This is a genomic window from Actimicrobium sp. CCC2.4 (assembly GCF_034347385.1).
Lineage (GTDB): Bacteria > Pseudomonadota > Gammaproteobacteria > Burkholderiales > Burkholderiaceae_D > Actimicrobium.
In genome coordinates this window covers 2,392,086-2,409,343 of sequence record NZ_CP133777.1, presented here as the reverse complement: position 1 = coordinate 2,409,343, position 17,258 = coordinate 2,392,086, and the positions used below count along the sequence as shown (strand labels likewise).

Here is a 17,258-nt window from a genome sequence, read left to right as displayed (position 1 = left end):
AGCAGTGGACTAAAGGTAACCTGAAGTAACAATTATTCGCAAACTAAAAACAGGTAATTTTGAATTTATCGTGATGGATGATCCACAAGACCACAGGCCGCGACTGTTCCCATCCGCGGGCCGGACCCGCAACACTGCTGAGGCGGGCGCATCGCATTGTCAGTCGATCAACCTACGCAGGGCATGGTCAACTTGCTGCAGTCGCTCGGGAAAATCACCTGTTAGCAACTGATAGTCACAGTCAAGTTGTTTCAGCAAACAGATCAGACGGGCATGCACACTCAGCCGGACACTGGCCGATTCGCGCTGCAGGCCATCGGCTATCCATGGCGTATCAGGAGCAGTCACTAGCGTCAGTGCATAACACCGCGTTGCGGCCAGCGTGGCCAGAACCGCATCGACGCGGCCAAAATAGAATTCACTGTAGAGCGCTGTCATCAGCGGCGTCGTGTCACAAAATAGCCAGCCGGCGTGGTGCGTTGCCGCGTCGGCTTCACGCGCCACCTGCATCTGTGCAATCCCGAGTTGCTCGTGCTCGTGCGGGGTGCGCTGATGCACGTCGACAAATTCGCGCAGATACTCCGGCACCCACACCGTGCCGTGCCGGTGCGCCAGCGCCGCTGCCAGCGTTGACTTGCCGGTGGACTCGGCACCAAGAATCGCGACTGACCTGCCGGTCATGATGTCTTGCGCCAGGCACGCCAGCCCGCTAGCGCCATCAGCACGAACACGCCGTACAGCACGGCGGTCAGGGTCAAGCCTTTGTAGAGATACAAGCCGATGTAGAGCAGATCGACGACAATCCAGACCAGCCAGTTTTCGCGTTTTTTGCGCGACAGCAGCCACTGCCCCAGCAGGCTGCCGGCGGTCAGCAGGCCATCGGCATAGGGGACATCGGTATCGGTGTAGTGCTTCAGGAATAAAGACAGCACGGCAAATCCGCCCAGCCAGGCCAGTGCCGCGAGCAGCCAGCCGCGCTGTGACAGGCGGCTAACGGTCAGTGTCGATCCGGTATTGCTGCCGCGCAACCACTGATGCCAGCCCCAGACCGACAGCAGGATAAAGACAACTTGCAAGCCGCTGTCGCCGTACAACCGGGCCTGCACGAACACGCCGGCATAGGTCGCCGATGAAACAATAGAGAACAGCCAGCCCCAGTGATTCTGGCGGATGTTCAGGAAGACCGTGATCAGGGCAAGGACAAACGAAACCAGTTCCAGCGGTGCCGTCGTAAAACCGAATAACTGCAGCGGATCGTTCATGGAGCACGCCTGAAATGGAACGAGACAGTATAGGGCACGGCGCAACAAGCGATAGCCGGTTCACCAGGGCAGTAACGAGATAGGTGAGTGCATTTATTTCCACATGGAAATGCCGCCGTGAGTGATGCATAATAAGCCGATGCGGTTGTCTCCTGCCGACTGATGCACGTACCGCCTGCCGGAATTGCATGACGATGATTTCTCTACCTGTTCCGAATAACACGACGCCTGCTCCGGTGTTCCGCCGGCGGCGCAGTGACGTGCTGCAGCAGCTGGCCGGCATCGCGCTGCAGCAGGTTGAACGCCAGTTTGCCGAATTTTCGGCGCGACTGTCTGCGGCACTGCTGCAGTATTCGGACAGCAGCGGCGACGCCAGGCAAGCCAACCTCAGTTTCAATCTCGGCAATCTGCTCAAAAACCACGGCTATCCCTTTTTGCTACTGGCCAATGAAGGTCTGGAAAAAGCGCTGCTCCACGAAATCCAGTTGCTCGAGCACGGCGCGGCGCGCCCTGCTTCGCGACGTGCCAGCGATCTCGCGCTGGTGCCGTTTGCCGAAATGGACAACAAGGTATTGATGGGCGCGAGTGCCCGCCTGTTCGATATCGAGCAGGCCGAACAACTGGCGGCGCTTAACAGCAGGTTGGCTTGCCTGCTGCAGCGCGATACGCTCAGCGTGGCGCAAAATCCGTTCCGTCCGGAAGTGTTTCTGTCCGCCATCCATGCGGCCTGGTGTGTTTTTACGCCGGATGCCGAGGCCCATCCTCTGATTCTTCCGCTGCTGCGGCCGGCAATTTTTCTGGCGCTAGCCCCGGTCCTGCAAGCACTCAACGATGACCTGATTGCTCATGGCGTCCTGCCGGAACTGGTTAGCGCATACCGGATCTGCAAATCCAGCGGCAATCTGAGCGCAGCCACCCGTGAAGCCGGTCAGCAGGCGCTGCGCGAACAGTTACGCCAGCGCTTCGAGGCCACGACTGGCGATGGCAATGCCAGCATGCACAACGGGCCGGGCTTGCTCGGCCAGGTCGACGCCCTGCAGGTCGATTCGCCGGCGATCAATCAGCTGGCCCGGCTGCGTTCCGGCATGGCGCCGGGCTCGCTGAGTCGTGTCGATGAAACGACGATCGACTTGCTGTCGCAAGTCTTTGATGCGGTGTTCGATGACCCGCATATCCCGCAAGAGATCAAGGAGTTGATCGGCTTCCTGCAGATGCCGGTGCTCAAGGCGGCCCTGGTTGATCAGAAATTTTTTTACAGCGATGCCCATCCGGCCCGCAAGTTGATCGATCTGCTGGCCCGCGCCGGAATCGGCTGGGATCCCGGCAAGGGGACCGACGATCCGCTGTACCGCACGATAAAACAAGGCGTCGACCGGGTCCGTAACGAGGAAGGCGGCGACCCGGGTCAGCACTTTTCAGCTGCGCTGGGCGAGCTGGAATCGTTTATCCATACCGAAGAAAAAGCCGCCGCCAGCGCGCTGGAAGCACCGATCACGAAAGCACTGCAGGCAGAAAAAATCCGTATGGCGGGTCGCTCTGCCCGCAACGATGTGGCCGTACGCATCCGAACCGGCGAAGTCAGTGCGTTTGTCGAAGCCTTCCTTGAAAGTCGCTGGGTCACGGTGCTGACGCTGGCCCACAGCATCCGTGATGAAAACCCCGATGTACTGACCAATGCCATCCGCACCATGGACGACCTGCTGTGGAGCATCAAGCCAAAATTGATTCCAGAGCAGCGCCGCGAACTGATCGCGCGCCTGCCGATGATCCTGGCGATGCTCAATAAATGGCTTACGGTGATCAAGTGGGACGATGCTGAGCGGCTGCGTTTTTTCGCCGATCTGGCCGAGTGCCATGCGTCGATTGTGCGTGCGCCTATCGATCTTTCACCCGAACGGCAAGTCGAAATCGCCGTGGAGGTCGCCCGCAAGGCAGCCGAACACCGGCTTGATCTGGAAGCGCGCGCGGTACCGGAACCGGTGCCGGATCAGTTCGTCGCGACGGTCGACCAGTTGCAGCGCGGTGCGTGGCTGGCGTTTGTGTCGGAGTCGGGGGAGGCGCGCAAAGTCAGGCTAGCCTGGGTCAGCCCCTTGCGCACGTTGTATATCTTTACGAATGACCGGCGCGAAGAAGCGTTTTCGATGCCGGCCGATGTGCTGGCCAGCCAGTTCCGCGAAGCCCGCGTGAGCGTGCTGGCGCAGGACGGCATGGTCGAACGGGCGCTGGTGCGCGCGCTCGACCAGAGCGATCAGACGATGGCCGAGGACAGCGCCTGATCGGTGTGAAAGGGCAACACCAGTCCCTGCGCAGCGTCATTGACGGCGTTGATCGTAATGAGCGGCAGCGCCGGATTGACGGCGCCGAAGACGGTGGCAAACGGCACGTCAACCGCATCACGGCCGGTGCCGATGCGCACCAGCCCCATCGGTGGCGACACACCGCTAGGATCGAACAGATACCAGCGACCACTGAGCATCACTTCCACGTAGGCATGAAAATCCAGCGCCCGCTTGGTCTGGTCGACGCCGTAATCGATGCCGGTCACGAAACGCGCCGGTAAATTGACGGCGCGGCACAGCGCAATCATCAGGTGGGCATAGTCGCGACAGACACCGACCTGTTCGAGGATGGTGTCGAGCGCCGACGTGCTGGCATTGGTACTGCCTGACTGAAACATCACGCGCTGGCGGATCCAGTATTGGATTGCCAGTACCCGCTGGTAACCGCGCTGCCAGCCACCAAATTCCCGGATCGCCAGATTGTGCAGGCGATCGGACTGGCAGTAACGGCTCGGATAAATGTAAGCCAGCGCGTGTGGCGGCACCTGATCGATCGGCATTTCCTGCAGGTTTGCAGGGTCTTCGGTGTGATGGGTGATCTCGACGGCGGCTTCATAGCGCACGCACAACGGGCCATTCCCGGCCTGCAACCGCAGATAGCGCGACCCGGTTTCCGGCACCGTGAACATACTGGAGCGGACATCCTGGCTGACGTGCAACTGTTCGTGCACGACGTTCTGATGCGGAGTGGTCGCCGCATGAATATTGAAAATGAAATCGCTACCGTTGTCGTAAATGTCGTAGTTCAGTTCGATGGAAAAATTCAGCCGGATCATTGCAGGTAACTCGAGAGAGAAGGATGGCGCCATGTACGCGGGAGGCGAAGTCTATCAAGTATCCGGCACAACCGGCCGCCAATATGCGCGTTATCGAACTTATCGACGGTGGCGCGTATGATAGCCTCCGATCGGCTGCCGGGACCTGCTGCCGGCGCCGCCATTTACTCCGCTTTCCTGCATGACCTGCACTGGCTACTGACCTCATTACTATGACCAATTCCCTGCTTACCGGGTATCCGGCAGCGCACCAGCGCTACGACGAAATGTTCGAAACCGATGGCAAACCGCGCCCCCACTGGCGCAAGATGCTTGATTTCCTCGGCCGCGAACCGCCGGAACAAATGCGCCACCGGCTCGAGTCGCTGCAACGCCAGGTGCGTGAAAACGGCGTTACCTACAACATCTACGCCGACCCGAAAGGCATCGCCCGCCCCTGGGACCTGAGCGTGCTGCCCTTCATCCTGCCGCGCGACGAATGGGCCGGTATCGAAGCTGCCGTGATCCAGCGGGCCACCCTGCTCAACCGCATCCTCGGCGATGTGTACGGCGATCAGACGCTGCTCAAGGAAGGCTTGCTGCCGGCCGGTCTGATCCATGGCAATGCCGGTTTTTTGCGGCCCTGCCACGGGATCCGCCAGAGTGACGATATCTCGCTACATTTTTATGCGGTCGATCTGGCCCGGGCACCCGATGGGCGCTGGTGGGTGGTCGGCGACCGTACCCAGGCACCGTCCGGTGCCGGCTATGCGCTTGAAAACCGGATCGTGATTTCACGCGCATTCCCGGAGCTGTTTCGTGACCTCAAGGTCGAGCACCTGGCCAGCTTTTTTGCCCGCCTGCGCGATAGCCTGACGCACTGGGGCCGCATTTGCGCGGCCAACCGCGGTGACGGCAACGACGACAGCCCGCCCTTGCGCGACAGCGAACAACCACTGATCGTGCTGCTGACACCGGGCGCGTACAACGAAACCTATTACGAACAAACCTACCTCGCGCGCTATCTCGGTTTTCCGCTGGTTGAAGGTGGCGACCTGACCGTGCGCAACGGGCTGGTCTGGCTCAAGACACTCGCCGGGCCGCGCCGTGTGCACGTGATCCTGCGCCGTGTCGACGACGAATTCTGCGATCCGCTGGAACTGCGCTCCGACTCCGCGCTGGGCGTGGCCGGACTGACCGAAGCAGCGCGACGCGGTACCGTGCTGCTGGCCAACGGGCTCGGCTCCAACCTGCTCGAATCCGGCGCGCTGCTCGGCTACCTGCCCGCTATTGCGCGCCGGCTGCTGGGCGAAGAATTGAAGATGCCTTCGGTCGGCACCTGGTGGTGCGGCGAACCGGCCGCGCTCAAGCAAGCCATCGACCAGCTCGACAATCTGGTGGTCAAACCAGCCTTTCCGCAATTGCGCCTGGAACCTGTCTTTGGCCAGGACCTCGATGATCAGGCGCGTGCCGGACTGATCGCCGCGATGCGGGCTCAGCCGCACAATTACGTTGCTCAGGAACTGGTAAAGATTTCGCAGACGCCGGTCTGGCGCGATGGTCCCGAACCCGGCCTGAGTGCGTCTGCGGTCGGGCTGCGCGTGTTCGTCTGTGCGACACCGGACGGCTACATCGTCATGCCGGGCGGCCTGTCGCGCGTTGCCACCGGTGCCGATGCACGTGTCACCACGATGCAGCGCGGTGGTGCCAGCAAGGACACCTGGGTGCAAGCGCGAGGCCGCGTCAGCCAGCTCAGCCTGCTGCCGACCTCGACCGCCGCCCATGAACTGGTGCGTGGCGACACCCACTTGTCGAGTCGCGTGGTCGAGAACCTGTTCTGGTTCGGCCGGCTGACCGAGCGCTGCGACAACAGCACGCGACTGTTGCGCAGTGCTCTCGATTTTCTGCTCAGCGTGTCGCCCGAATACCGCGGCGGCGAATGGCAGACCGTGCAGGACCTGTGTCAGCATTTTGGTCTGCTCAACGATGACCTGCAGGACGATGCCGACATCGAGACCGAGCTGTTGCAATCGCTGGTCACCCGCAGCGGTGCCGGCCTGACCAATAATTTCCAGCAACTGTACCGGGTCGCGGGGCACCTGCGCGAACGGCTGTCGCTGGACAACTGGCGCACGCTCAATCAGGTAGTCCAGCAAAACAGCGGACTGGGCCAGCCGCTCAATCTGGCTGGTGCCATCGCCCGGCTCGACAGTGCTGCCATCGCCCTCATGACCTTGTCCGGCTTTGCGCTGGACGGCATGACACGCGATAACGGCTGGCGCTTCATGACGATCGGCCGGCGCCTCGAGCGCCTGCAGTTCATGAGCACCGTACTTCAGCACGGCATCAACATGCCGCCCGATAGCAGCCTCGACTGGCTGCTGGAAGTGGCCGACAGTATCGTCACCTACCGGTCGCGCTATGTTGCACAACCCGAAATTCTGCCTTTGCTGGACTTGCTGGTACTCGACGAAAGTAATCCCCGGTCGGTCATGTTCCAGCTGCAAGGACTCATCAAATACCTCGACAAGCTGGCCGCCAGTCATGGGCCGTGCGGTGCCGCGCTGTTCGTGCCGCTGCTGGTCGAACTGCAAGCCATCCGGACTGAACGCGACCTCTGTTTCGGCAGCAAGCCCTTGCTGGCATTGCTGGTCAAACTCAATGTCGCCAGCATCGCGTTGTCGGACCAGATCGGCCTGCAATTTTTCAGTCATACCGGCGAAGTCAACCGAGGCACATTCGCACCATGAGCATCCGCTATCACGTCCTCCACGAAACCGTGACGACCTATCACCGTCCGGTCACGCTATCGCAGCAGTTTTTGCATATGACGCCCCGGTCATTCGATTACCAGAGCACCGAATCACATCAGCTGAGCATCACGCCGGTACCGCATGACTGGTCCAACCGGATCGATTATTTCGGCAACGCGACCCGCTTGCTGACGCTGTCCGGACCGCATCCGGCACTGACGGTCGTGTCGGACTCTGTCGTGACCCTGTCGCCGCGTCCGGACCGCTCACGACTCGGCGAATCACCGGCCTGGGAAGATCAGCGGTCACGCCTGCGCAGCACGCTCGACGCGAGCACGATGGACCCATACGCCTTCCTGTTCGACTCGCCGCACATCGCCTGCGGTACCGAACTGGCCGACTATGCCCGGCCGAGCTTTAGCGCCGGCCGGCCGTTGCTGGAAGCGTCCATGGAATTGACCGAGCGCATTCACAGTGATTTCAAATACGATCCGGAAGCCACCACCATCGCCACGCCGCTACTCGAGGTATTGCGTGGCCGGCGTGGCGTCTGCCAGGATTTTGCGCATGTGATGATCGGGTGCCTGCGCTCGCTTGGCCTGTCGTGCCGCTATGTGAGCGGCTACATCCTGACGATGCCGCCGGAAGGCCAGCCCCGCCTGGTCGGCGCCGATGCCTCGCATGCCTGGGCCTCGGTGTACAGCGAAGGACTGGGCTGGATCGATTTTGATCCGACCAACCGTTGCCTGGTCCAGCATGAACACATCACGGTCGGATGGGGACGGGATTTTAGCGATGTCACGCCGATGCGCGGCATCGTGCTGGGTGGTGGCGGGCAGGAGTTGCGGGTAGCCGTGACAGTGACGCCGCTGACGTCGTGACGTCGTGACGTCGCGCCGGCTCGCCCTGCGTATTTTTCCGTGATGCCTTGTTATTCCTGGTCGACAACATATTGCTACATGAAAGGAGGACTGCCGCTATAGTGGCCGTTCTTTCAAAACAACAATGATGGAGACACGGATGAACAAACAGCTACTCAACAGCGCGGTAGGACTCTTGCTGGCAGCAGCGACCGGCATGGCGATGGGCCAGGGTTTGCCGACTGCCCGGCCCGAAGAGGTCGGCCTGTCCTCAGCACGGCTTGCCGCCATGAAGACCAGCCTGCAAGCCGAGGTCGATAACGGAAAAATCCCCGGGGCGATCGTGATGATCGTGCGTAACGGCAAGCTGGCCTATTCGGAAACCATCGGTTTCCAGGACAAGCCGGCCGGCAAGGCGCTGCGTCAGGACGCCATTTTCCGTATCTACTCGATGACCAAGCCGCTGGCCTCGGTGGGTGCAATGATGCTGGTTGAAGACGGCAAGATACAGCTGACCGATCCGATCTCGAAATACCTCCCCGAATTTTCCAGGATGGGCGTGAGCGTCGCGCAGACCGATGCCAGCGGCGTAGTCAGCTATAGCATCGTGCCGGCGACCCGCCAGATCACGGTGCAGGATTTGCTGCGCCACACGTCGGGCATCGCCTATGGCGAAATCACGCGTAATCCGGTCATCCGCAAAGCCTATATCGAAGCAGGCGTCTACGAAGACAAAGGGACCGACTACGACCACCGCAAAGGCGCGCCGGCGTTGCAAGTGAGCGGTGTCGCCAAGGCTCCGTTGTCCACGCAGCCCGGCAGCACCTGGGAATACGGCTTGTCGGTCGACATCCTCGGTCGCGTTGTCGAAAGTGCCAGTGGCAAACCGTTGGCAACCTACCTCGACGAGCGCCTGTTCAAGCCATTAAAAATGGTCGATACCGGCTTTCAGGTTCCGGCAAAAGAGATCGGCCGTATCGCCGAACCCCTTGCCATCGATCCGGCAACCGGCGCACCGAACAAAGTTCTTGACGTGACGATCGCTCCGGCCAACGCATCAGGCGGTGCCGGGGCAGTCTCGACCGCCAGCGATTACCTGCGCTTTGCCGTGATGCTGTTGCGCGGCGGCGAACTGGACGGACAGCGCATCCTCAGCCCGACCACAATCAGCCTGATGACCTCGGACCACCTCGGCAGCAAGGTCGTCGCGTCGCCCAGTCCCGGCGAATTGCTGATGGGCGTGCCGGGCTACACCTTCGGCCTGGGTTTCATGGTGCGACAGGGTCCGGGCATCGCCGGGGTGCCGGGCTCCGAGGGCGAGTACATGTGGGCCGGTGCCGCGGGAACATTTTTCTGGATAGATCCAAAACAGAACCTGGCCGTCGTTGCAATGATGCAGGCACCCGGTCCGAGCCGGCCCGGTTATCGCCGGATGATCAAGCAGATGGTCTACGCTGCCATAGAAAAATAAAGGTCGGCACGACGATCACTGCGTCAAGATAAAAAAAAGACCGTCCGGTAAGTCCGGCGGTCTTTTTTTATGGTCTGGCGTGAGGCGGAATCAGGCTGCTTTTTTCAGGCACTCTTTCATGAAGGCCTTGCGTTCGTCGCCTTTTTTACCGGTGGCTTCGGTGTTGCAGGTTTTCATTTTGCCTTGCTGGGTGGCGGGTGCCGCAGCGGTGGCGGCTGCCGGTGCATCAGCGGCCGGTTTGGCGCTCAGGCATTGCTTCATGAACGCCTTGCGCTCATCGCCTTTTTTACCGGTGGCTTCCTTGTTGCAGGTACCCATTTTGGTTTGCTGGTCCGTGGCCGCTAGCGCGGAATTGAAGCAGAACGGGACGGCAAGCAGCAGGATGGCAAGGATGTGTTTCATGGTTGTTCTCCTCAAGGAAAAGGGTCGCCGCCAGCGGAATGGGCGGCTGGCGGAATTACAGCATGAACGCGCCACCCTGTGTATCAAAAAGTGCTCACGCCGACTGCGCATCGGTGGCAAAGCCCAGTGCTGATTCCATATCGACCGCGACGATGCGCGATACGCCCTGCTCCTGCATCGTCACGCCGATCAGTTGCTGCGCCATTTCCATCGCGATCTTGTTATGCGAGATGAACAGGAACTGGGTCTTCACGGCCATGCGCCTGACCATGTTGCACAGGCGCTCGGTATTCGAATCGTCGAGCGGCGCATCGACCTCGTCGAGCAGGCAGAACGGGGCCGGATTGAGCTGAAACATCGAAAACACCAGCGCCGTCGCAGTCAATGCTTTTTCGCCGCCCGACAGCAGGTGGATGGTGGCGTTTTTCTTGCCGGGTGGTTGCGCCATGACTTGCACGCCGGCGTCGAGGATCTCGTCGCCGGTCATCACCAGCCGGGCCTGGCCGCCACCGAACAGGATAGGAAACAGTTCGGCGAAATGCTCGTTGACCTTGTCGAAGGTGTCCTGCAGGAGTTCACGGGTTTCCTTGTCGATGCGGTGGATCGCATCCTGCAGCGTATCGATGGCTTCGGTCAGGTCGGCGTTTTGCGCATCCAGAAAATTCTTGCGCTCGGACGCCACGGCGAGTTCGTCGAGCGCTGCCAGATTGACCGCGCCGAGCGCGATGATCGCATTGCCGAGCCGCGTGACTTCGCCCTGCAGATACGAGGGCCGCAAATCGTCATGCAGCTTGGCCGATAGCGCGACTTCATCGGCTTGCGCGTCGATCAATTGCTGCGCGAACTGCTCCTGATTCAGGCGCGCCGCCTGTTCCTTCAATTGCCATTCCATGATGCGGTCGCGCTGCGGCTGCAGGCTGCGTTCGGATTGCATACGGGCGTCTTCGTGCTGGCGCAGGTTCTGCGATAACTGGTCGAGCTCGTGACGCGCATCCGAGAGCGCGCGTTCCTGGCTGGTGCGCTGGTCCAGCAAGGTTTGCAAACCGGTCTGCGCGGTCTGCTCTTCCAGCCCGGTCTGTTCCTGCAAACCCTGCTCCAGGCTGTCGGTCAGTTGCGCGACCTGCTGCTGCGCAGTGGCGATATTGCGGCGTAATTCGTCGATCTTGCTGCGCTGGCTTTTCTCGGCGTAGTCGATTTCCTGCGCCGAACGTTCGAGGTCGCGCAAGCGCTGGCGCGCCTCATTGAGCTGCTGTTCCTTGTGCAGATAATCGGTCTGGCCATCCTCGTGCGCTTCCTGCCGTTCGGCCAGTTCGCCATCGAGCTGCTCGAACTTGGCTTCGGACTCGGCGCGCGCTTGCTGCTGTTCGGTTTCCTGCGTGGCGATTTCAGCGAGGTCGGTGGCGATCTGGCCACTGCGCTGATTGAAGCGCGCCTGCACTTCGGCCATTTTCATCACGTCGATCTGCAGCGCATGAACGGCCTGCGTCAGACCGGTTGCGCGCAGGCGGTATTCCTGCACGCGCTGCACCGCCTGTGTCAATGCCGCCTCGGCTTGCACCGAGCGGTTACGTGCGGCGTCGGCCAGCAGGTACTGGGCGCGCACCTGCCGCGTCAGATTATCGATTTCCTGCTGGCGCGCCAGCATGCCGTCCTGCTCGGAATCGGCGGCATAAAAACGCACGCTGGACTTGCCGATCAAGTGACCCTGGCGCGTCACGAAACTGGCGCCGGCGGGCAGCTTGTCGCGCGCGGCAAAGGCCGCCTCGACGTCCTCGGCCGCATACAAATTGCACAGCCAGTCCTGCATCAGCTGGCGGATGCCGGGATCGTTTTGCAGCAGCAGGTTCTGCAGCGGTTGCAAACCCTGGATTGACTCGGTGAGCGGACCGGCAGCAGCGGCGCTGGCCGAAAACAGCGCCAGCTTGGCTGGCGGCGCATCACTGAAAAACGCCTTGGCCCAGTCGAGATTGGACAGCTCAAGTGCCGAAGTGCGCTCGCGCAGCACCGATTCGAGGGCGGTTTCCCAGCCGGCTTCGATATGCAATTTTTGCCAGAGTCGCGGCAAGCCATCGAGCTCGTGCCGGTTCAGCCACGGCTGCACCTTGCCCTGGCTTTGCACCCGCTCCTGCAATTGCTTGAGCGCGCCCAGCCGCGCATCGAGACGTGCATTGCTGGCACTCTCTTCATTGACCGCGGCTTGCGCGGCACGGCGTTCTTCCTCGAGACGCGGCTGCTGGTCTTGCGCTTCATCGAGCAGCATCGTGGCTTCTTCGAGTTCGGCACGCTTCTCGTCGAGCTGCAACGTCGCCTCGACCAGACAGGCGTTATCGGGCAGGTTCAGGCCGGTCTTTTCCTGGTGCAGGCGCTCGCGTCGCACCGCCAGGCCATTCAGGATATTCGAGGCATTGCGCTGCTGCGCTGCTTCCAGTTCGATCTGCTGCTGGATCTGCATGATCTGGCTGCGCGATTCGGTGCTGCGCTGTTGCGCATCGCGCCAGGCTTGCTCCAGCGATGGCAGTTGTTCGCCATGCTGTTGCAGCACTTGCTGGGACTGTTCGACGCGTTCGCCCTGCTCTTCGAGCAGCAATTCGGCTTCGGCCTGCTCTTCGGCAAACTGGCTTTGTTGGCGCTGCCAGTGATCACGCTGGGTGGTCAGCGTGTCGAGCTGCGCTTGCAGGCGGCTGCGCGATTCGATGACAAACTTGATCTGGGCTTCGAGGCTGCCGATTTCGGTATTGGTCTGGTACAGCGCGCCCTGCGCCTGATGCAGGCGGTCGCCGGCACCGAAATGGGCCTGCCGCATGTGCTCGAGTTCCAGCTCGACATGGCGCAACTTGGCGGTTTCCTGCTCGAGGGCGGTCTGGGCTTTTTCGATCTCCATGAAAAACTTGTGCTGCTCGGTCTTCGCTTCGTTCTTGCGCACCAGCCAGAGCAGTTTTTGTTTTTCGTCCTGATCGTCCTGCATATCGCGAAAACGCATAGCGACGGCGGCCTGGGCGTCGAGCTTTTCGAGGTTGGTATTGAGTTCGCGCAGGATGTCTTCAACCCGCAGCAGGTTTTCACGCGTGTCGTGCAGCCGGTTTTCGGTTTCGCGCCGGCGTTCCTTGTACTTCGAGACGCCGGCGGCTTCTTCCAGAAAGATGCGCAACTCTTCGGGCCGCGCTTCGATGATGCGCGAAATCATGCCCTGCCCGATGATCGCGTAGGCGCGCGGACCAAGGCCGGTGCCGAGGAAAATATCCTGGATATCGCGCCGCCGGACGGCCTGATTGTTGATGTAGTAGGTCGAGGTGCCGTCGCGGGTCAGCGTGCGCTTGACAGCGATTTCGGCGTACTGGCCCCATTGCCCGGCGGCCTTGCCATCCGAGTTATCGAACAGCAGTTCGACCGAGGCACGTCCGGCCGGCTTGCGGTGCGTGGTGCCGTTGAAGATCACGTCCTGCATCGATTCGCCACGCAACTCCGAGGCTTTCGATTCTCCGAGTACCCAGCGCACGGCATCGATGATGTTGGATTTGCCGCAGCCATTCGGTCCGACCACGCCGACCAGCTGGCCCGGTACCTGGAAATTGGTCGGGTCAACAAACGATTTGAAGCCGGAGAGTTTAATGGAGGATAAGCGCACGAAGTCAGCAGTCAGTAGACGATCAGTAGAGGAAGCGAACACCGCAACGGCACCGCGAAAATGGGCACCATCATAACATCGGCGCTTTGCCGCCCTGCCGGCTTTAGCCATGCCAAACAACAACGGTGCAACAGTGACGCGACGTTATAATGGCTACTTTTGTTCTCCATTTGCCGCCTCGTCAACCTTCCGCTAGCGCCCGTGAATCCACATCTGAACCAGCTGCAACCCTATCCATTCGAAAAGCTCCGCCAGTTATTTGCGGACGCGACGCCGAATCCGGCCTTCGCCCCGATTAGCCTGGGCATCGGCGAGCCGAAACACCCGACCCCCGCCTTCATCAAGCAAGCCATGGCCGACCATCTGGGCGGACTGGCCAGCTATCCGACCACCGCCGGTAGCGACGCGCTGCGCGGCACCATCGCGGCCTGGCTGGAACGGCGCTATGGATTAGCGAAGCTCGACGCCGGTACGCAAGTGCTGCCGGTCAATGGTTCGCGCGAAGCCTTGTTTGCGCTGGCACAAACGGTGATCGATCCGGCCGGCGATGCGCTAGTGCTCTGTCCGAACCCGTTTTATCAGATCTACGAAGGCGCGACCTACCTCGCCGGTGCCACGCCCTATTTCGTCAATGCCGATCCGGCGCGCAATTTTGCGCCTGACTACGACACGGTTCCGGCTGATGTCTGGCAGCGCGTGCGCTTGCTGTACTTGTGCACGCCGGGCAATCCGACCGGGTCCGTGATGACGCTGGCCGACTGGAAGCTGCTGTTCGACCTGTCGGACAAGTACGGTTTCGTGATCGCGGCCGACGAGTGCTACTCCGAGATTTACTTCAAGCCGGAAGCGCCGCTCGGGTCGTTGCAGGCAGCCAGCCTGCTCGGTCGTGCCGATTACCGCAACCTGATCGCGTTTTCGAGTCTGTCGAAGCGCTCGAATGTGCCGGGCATGCGCTCCGGCTTTGTCGCCGGCGATGCCGCGATCCTGAAACAATTCCTGCTGTACCGGACCTATCAGGGCGGCGCGATGAGCCCGACGGTGCAGGCTGCGTCGATCGCCGCCTGGAATGACGAACAGCATGTGGTCGAGAACCGCGCCAAATATCTCGACAAGTTTTCGCGGGTCACGCCGATGCTGCAGGAAGTGCTTGACGTCGAACTTCCCGACGCCGGTTTCTACCTGTGGGCGGGCGTGGATCGCTATGCCGGCATCAGCGATGTCGACTTCGCCCGGCGTTTGTATGCCGAATATAATGTGACCGTTTTGCCCGGCAGCTACCTCGGCCGCGAAGCCCACGGCAGCAATCCGGGTCGCAACCGCATCCGCATGGCGCTGGTCGCCGAAGCCGATGAATGCCTGGAAGCAGCCGCGCGACTCGTTGCGTTTACCCGCACGCTTTGAGCGGCATTTCCTCCTCTGATTTTTATACTTAAAGACTGACCAAGACCATGACCCAAGCACTCCAGAACATCATCGACCAGGCATGGGAAGACCGCGCCAGCCTGTCACCGCAAGCCGCACCTGCCGCCATCCGCGAAGCCGTTGCCCATGTACTCGAACAACTCAATGACGGCACGTTGCGCGTGGCGCAAAAAGACAGCGGCAGCTGGGTCGTCAACCAGTGGGTCAAGAAAGCCGTGCTGCTGTCGTTCCGTCTCGAAGACAACATCGTGATGCCGTCCGGCGATCACATGCAGTTTTACGACAAGGTGCCGACCAAGTTCGCGAACTACACCGCCGAGGATTTCGCCAAAGGCGGTTTCCGCGTGGTGCCGCCGGCGGTTGCCCGTCGCGGCAGCTTCATCGGCAGGAACGTGATCATGATGCCGTCGTTCGTCAACATCGGCGCCTACGTCGACGAAGGCACCATGGTTGATGCCTGGGCCACCGTCGGTTCGTGCGCGCAGATCGGCAAGAACGTCCATCTGTCCGGCGGCGTCGGTATCGGCGGCGTGCTCGAACCGATGCAGGCCAACCCGACCATCATCGAAGATAACTGCTTCATCGGTGCCCGTTCGGAAATCGTCGAAGGCGTCATCGTCGAAGAAAACTCGGTCATTTCGATGGGCGTCTATATCGGCCAGTCGACCAAGATTTATGACCGTGCTACCGGTGAAGTGACCTACGGCCGGATTCCTTCGGGCTCCGTCGTTGTCGCCGGCAATTTGCCGTCAGCCGATGGCAAATACAGCCTGTATTGCGCCGTCATCGTCAAGCGGGTCGATGCCAAGACGCGTGCCAAGACAGGAATCAATGAGTTGCTACGAGACTGATTGCACGACTAATTTTTCAGGAGACAGGCATGGCGATGGATCGACTGTTTGCATTGATGAAGGAAAAAGAAGCGTCGGATATGTTCTTGTCCGTCAACTCCGCAATCCATCTGAAAATCAACGGCAATCTGGTGCCCATCAATCAGCAAAAGATGGATCACGCCACCATCATGAGCTTGCTCGGTGAAGTCGTGCCCGCCAGTCGCCTGCAGGAACTCGAACGCGACAACGAACTCAACATCGGCATTCCGGTATCCGGTGTCGGCAGCTTTCGTTTGTCAGCGTTCCGTCAGCGCAGCAGTGTTTCGGCCGTGCTGCGCTATATCCCGCACAACATTCCGGAGCTCTCGACGCTCAATGTGCCGCCACTGCTTAACGAACTGATCATGGCCAAGCGTGGTTTGCTGCTGATCGTCGGAGCAACCGGGTCAGGCAAATCAACCACGATTGCGTCGATGCTGGATCATCGTAACGCAAACGCCTCCGGACACATCCTGACGCTGGAAGAACCCATCGAGTTCCTGTTCCGGAACAAGCGCTCCATCGTCAATCAGCGTGAAGTCGGCGTTGACACCGAGACGCTGGCGATTGCCCTGAAAAACGCGCTGCGCCAGGCTCCCGACTGCATCCTGATCGGCGAAATTCGTGACCGCGACACCATGGCGGCAGCGATGGCGTATGCGCAATCCGGACACCTGGTTGTCTCGACGCTGCATGCCAGTAACAGCTACCGCGCCCTCAATCGCATCATCGGTTTCTTTCCGATCGAGAATCGTCCGGCGCTGCTGCAGGACCTGGCGTCGACGCTCACCGGAATTGTCTCGCAGCGACTGGTGCCCGCCATTGATGGCGGACGCATCCCTGCCGTCGAGGTGTTGCTCAACACGCGCCATGTGGCCGACCTGATCGAACAAGGCGAAATCGGCCAGATCCGTGAAGCCATCGAAAAAAGCCTGTCACCGGGATCACAAACTTTTGAACAGGCATTGTTGCAATTGATTCGCGATGGCAAGGTCACGCAGGACGCCGCCATGGCCAATGCCGATTCGGCCAGCAATCTGTTCTGGATGATCAACAACACGGTCAATGGCAAGCCCGCAGCTGCAGCACCGGATAGTGCGGTTACGGACGGTCCGACCTTTACCGAATTCACACTCAATACATGACCACCCTGCTCTACGGCATCCCAAATTGCGACACGGTCAAGAAAGCCCGCACCTGGCTCACTGACCGGCAGCACGAAGTGGTTTTCCACGACTTCAAGAAAGCCGGCCTTGACCGCGCGACGGTCGAGGGCTGGTTGCAACGCGTCGACTGGGAAGTGCTGGTCAACCGCAAGGGCACGACCTGGCGTGCGCTCGACGAGGCGCGCAAGGCGACCATCGTCGATGCAGAGCAAGCCACCGTGCTAATGCTGGAAAATCCCTCTATCATCAAGCGTCCGGTGCTGGTCACGGACACGCAGACCGTCGTTGGCTTTTCCGACGACACCTATCAACAGATTTTCAAGAAATGACT

General features: G+C 60.6%; 13 protein-coding genes. 8 read left to right on the top strand and 5 right to left on the bottom strand.

Translation table 11 applies throughout. The features are described 5' to 3' along the window. Positions 1-159: 159 nt before the first annotated feature. Positions 160-681 (bottom strand): ATP-binding protein, encoded by a 522-nt coding sequence (locus RHM62_RS11220; protein ID WP_322122185.1) that lies wholly within the window; start codon positions 679-681, stop codon positions 160-162. Continuing rightward, a complete protein-coding gene (gene pnuC, locus RHM62_RS11215; RefSeq protein ID WP_322122184.1) occupies positions 678-1,262 on the bottom strand; it encodes a nicotinamide riboside transporter PnuC in 585 nt (194 codons plus the stop codon). The genes RHM62_RS11220 and pnuC overlap by 4 nt, the downstream gene beginning before the upstream one ends. A 188-nt stretch (positions 1,263-1,450) precedes the next feature. Here pnuC and RHM62_RS11210 point away from each other — a divergent pair, with 188 nt between their 5' ends. Further along, entirely contained in the window at positions 1,451-3,538 is a 2,088-nt protein-coding gene (locus tag RHM62_RS11210; protein WP_322122183.1) for a DUF1631 family protein, read from the top strand. Here the strand turns inward: RHM62_RS11210 and RHM62_RS11205 are convergent. Further along, positions 3,511-4,377: a transglutaminase family protein gene (locus RHM62_RS11205; protein WP_322122182.1), complete on the bottom strand. Its 867-nt coding sequence runs from the start codon at positions 4,375-4,377 to the stop codon at positions 3,511-3,513. The two genes, RHM62_RS11210 and RHM62_RS11205, sit on opposite strands and share 28 nt — an antisense overlap. A gap of 212 nt (positions 4,378-4,589) precedes the next feature. Here RHM62_RS11205 and RHM62_RS11200 point away from each other — a divergent pair, with 212 nt between their 5' ends. The 3 genes from RHM62_RS11200 (at position 4,590) to RHM62_RS11190 (ending at position 9,440) form a co-directional block, all read left to right on the top strand. After that, positions 4,590-7,106: a circularly permuted type 2 ATP-grasp protein gene (locus RHM62_RS11200; protein WP_322122181.1), complete on the top strand. Its 2,517-nt coding sequence runs from the start codon at positions 4,590-4,592 to the stop codon at positions 7,104-7,106. Continuing rightward, positions 7,103-7,990, top strand: a complete 888-nt coding sequence (locus RHM62_RS11195) for a transglutaminase family protein (protein ID WP_322122180.1) — start codon at positions 7,103-7,105, stop codon at positions 7,988-7,990. The genes RHM62_RS11200 and RHM62_RS11195 overlap by 4 nt, the downstream gene beginning before the upstream one ends. 139 nt (positions 7,991-8,129) lie before the next feature. Continuing rightward, entirely contained in the window at positions 8,130-9,440 is a 1,311-nt protein-coding gene (locus RHM62_RS11190; RefSeq protein WP_322122179.1) for a serine hydrolase domain-containing protein, read from the top strand. A 90-nt stretch (positions 9,441-9,530) separates the two neighbouring features. Here the strand turns inward: RHM62_RS11190 and RHM62_RS11185 are convergent, their stop codons facing one another. Together RHM62_RS11185 and smc are read right to left on the bottom strand one after the other, a co-directional pair. Further along, positions 9,531-9,842 (bottom strand): PsiF family protein, encoded by a 312-nt coding sequence (locus tag RHM62_RS11185; RefSeq protein WP_322122178.1) that lies wholly within the window; start codon positions 9,840-9,842, stop codon positions 9,531-9,533. Positions 9,843-9,936: 94 nt separating this feature from the next. Then, positions 9,937-13,467, bottom strand: coding sequence for a chromosome segregation protein SMC (gene smc / locus RHM62_RS11180; RefSeq protein ID WP_322122177.1), 3,531 nt, complete (start codon positions 13,465-13,467; stop codon positions 9,937-9,939). A 201-nt stretch (positions 13,468-13,668) separates the two neighbouring features. Between smc and dapC the strand changes: the two genes are divergently transcribed. The 4 genes from dapC to RHM62_RS11160 are packed head-to-tail and all read left to right on the top strand — an operon-like array spanning position 13,669 to position 17,256. Then, positions 13,669-14,868: a succinyldiaminopimelate transaminase gene (dapC, locus tag RHM62_RS11175; protein WP_322122176.1), complete on the top strand. Its 1,200-nt coding sequence runs from the start codon at positions 13,669-13,671 to the stop codon at positions 14,866-14,868. Positions 14,869-14,915: 47 nt separating this feature from the next. After that, entirely contained in the window at positions 14,916-15,740 is an 825-nt protein-coding gene (dapD, locus tag RHM62_RS11170) for a 2,3,4,5-tetrahydropyridine-2,6-dicarboxylate N-succinyltransferase (protein ID WP_322122175.1), read from the top strand. A 29-nt stretch (positions 15,741-15,769) separates the two neighbouring features. After that, positions 15,770-16,906: a PilT/PilU family type 4a pilus ATPase gene (locus RHM62_RS11165; protein ID WP_322122174.1), complete on the top strand. Its 1,137-nt coding sequence runs from the start codon at positions 15,770-15,772 to the stop codon at positions 16,904-16,906. Further along, positions 16,903-17,256: an ArsC family reductase gene (locus RHM62_RS11160; RefSeq protein ID WP_322122173.1), complete on the top strand. Its 354-nt coding sequence runs from the start codon at positions 16,903-16,905 to the stop codon at positions 17,254-17,256. Before RHM62_RS11165 ends, RHM62_RS11160 begins: the two co-directional genes overlap by 4 nt. Positions 17,257-17,258 lie beyond the last annotated feature (2 nt).

Bases quoted from the DNA above. Each gene is read 5' to 3' on its own strand.
- RHM62_RS11220 (WP_322122185.1), bottom strand. From the start codon at position 681: ATGACCGGCAGGTCAGTCGCGATTCTTGGTGCCGAGTCCACCGGCAAG.
- pnuC (WP_322122184.1), bottom strand. From the start codon at position 1,262: ATGAACGATCCGCTGCAGTTATTCGGTTTTACGACGGCACCGCTGGAA.
- RHM62_RS11210 (WP_322122183.1), top strand. From the start codon at position 1,451: ATGACGATGATTTCTCTACCTGTTCCGAATAACACGACGCCTGCTCCG.
- RHM62_RS11205 (WP_322122182.1), bottom strand. From the start codon at position 4,377: ATGATCCGGCTGAATTTTTCCATCGAACTGAACTACGACATTTACGAC.
- RHM62_RS11200 (WP_322122181.1), top strand. From the start codon at position 4,590: ATGACCAATTCCCTGCTTACCGGGTATCCGGCAGCGCACCAGCGCTAC.
- RHM62_RS11195 (WP_322122180.1), top strand. From the start codon at position 7,103: ATGAGCATCCGCTATCACGTCCTCCACGAAACCGTGACGACCTATCAC.
- RHM62_RS11190 (WP_322122179.1), top strand. From the start codon at position 8,130: ATGAACAAACAGCTACTCAACAGCGCGGTAGGACTCTTGCTGGCAGCA.
- RHM62_RS11185 (WP_322122178.1), bottom strand. From the start codon at position 9,842: ATGAAACACATCCTTGCCATCCTGCTGCTTGCCGTCCCGTTCTGCTTC.
- dapD (WP_322122175.1), top strand. From the start codon at position 14,916: ATGACCCAAGCACTCCAGAACATCATCGACCAGGCATGGGAAGACCGC.
- RHM62_RS11165 (WP_322122174.1), top strand. From the start codon at position 15,770: ATGGCGATGGATCGACTGTTTGCATTGATGAAGGAAAAAGAAGCGTCG.
- RHM62_RS11160 (WP_322122173.1), top strand. From the start codon at position 16,903: ATGACCACCCTGCTCTACGGCATCCCAAATTGCGACACGGTCAAGAAA.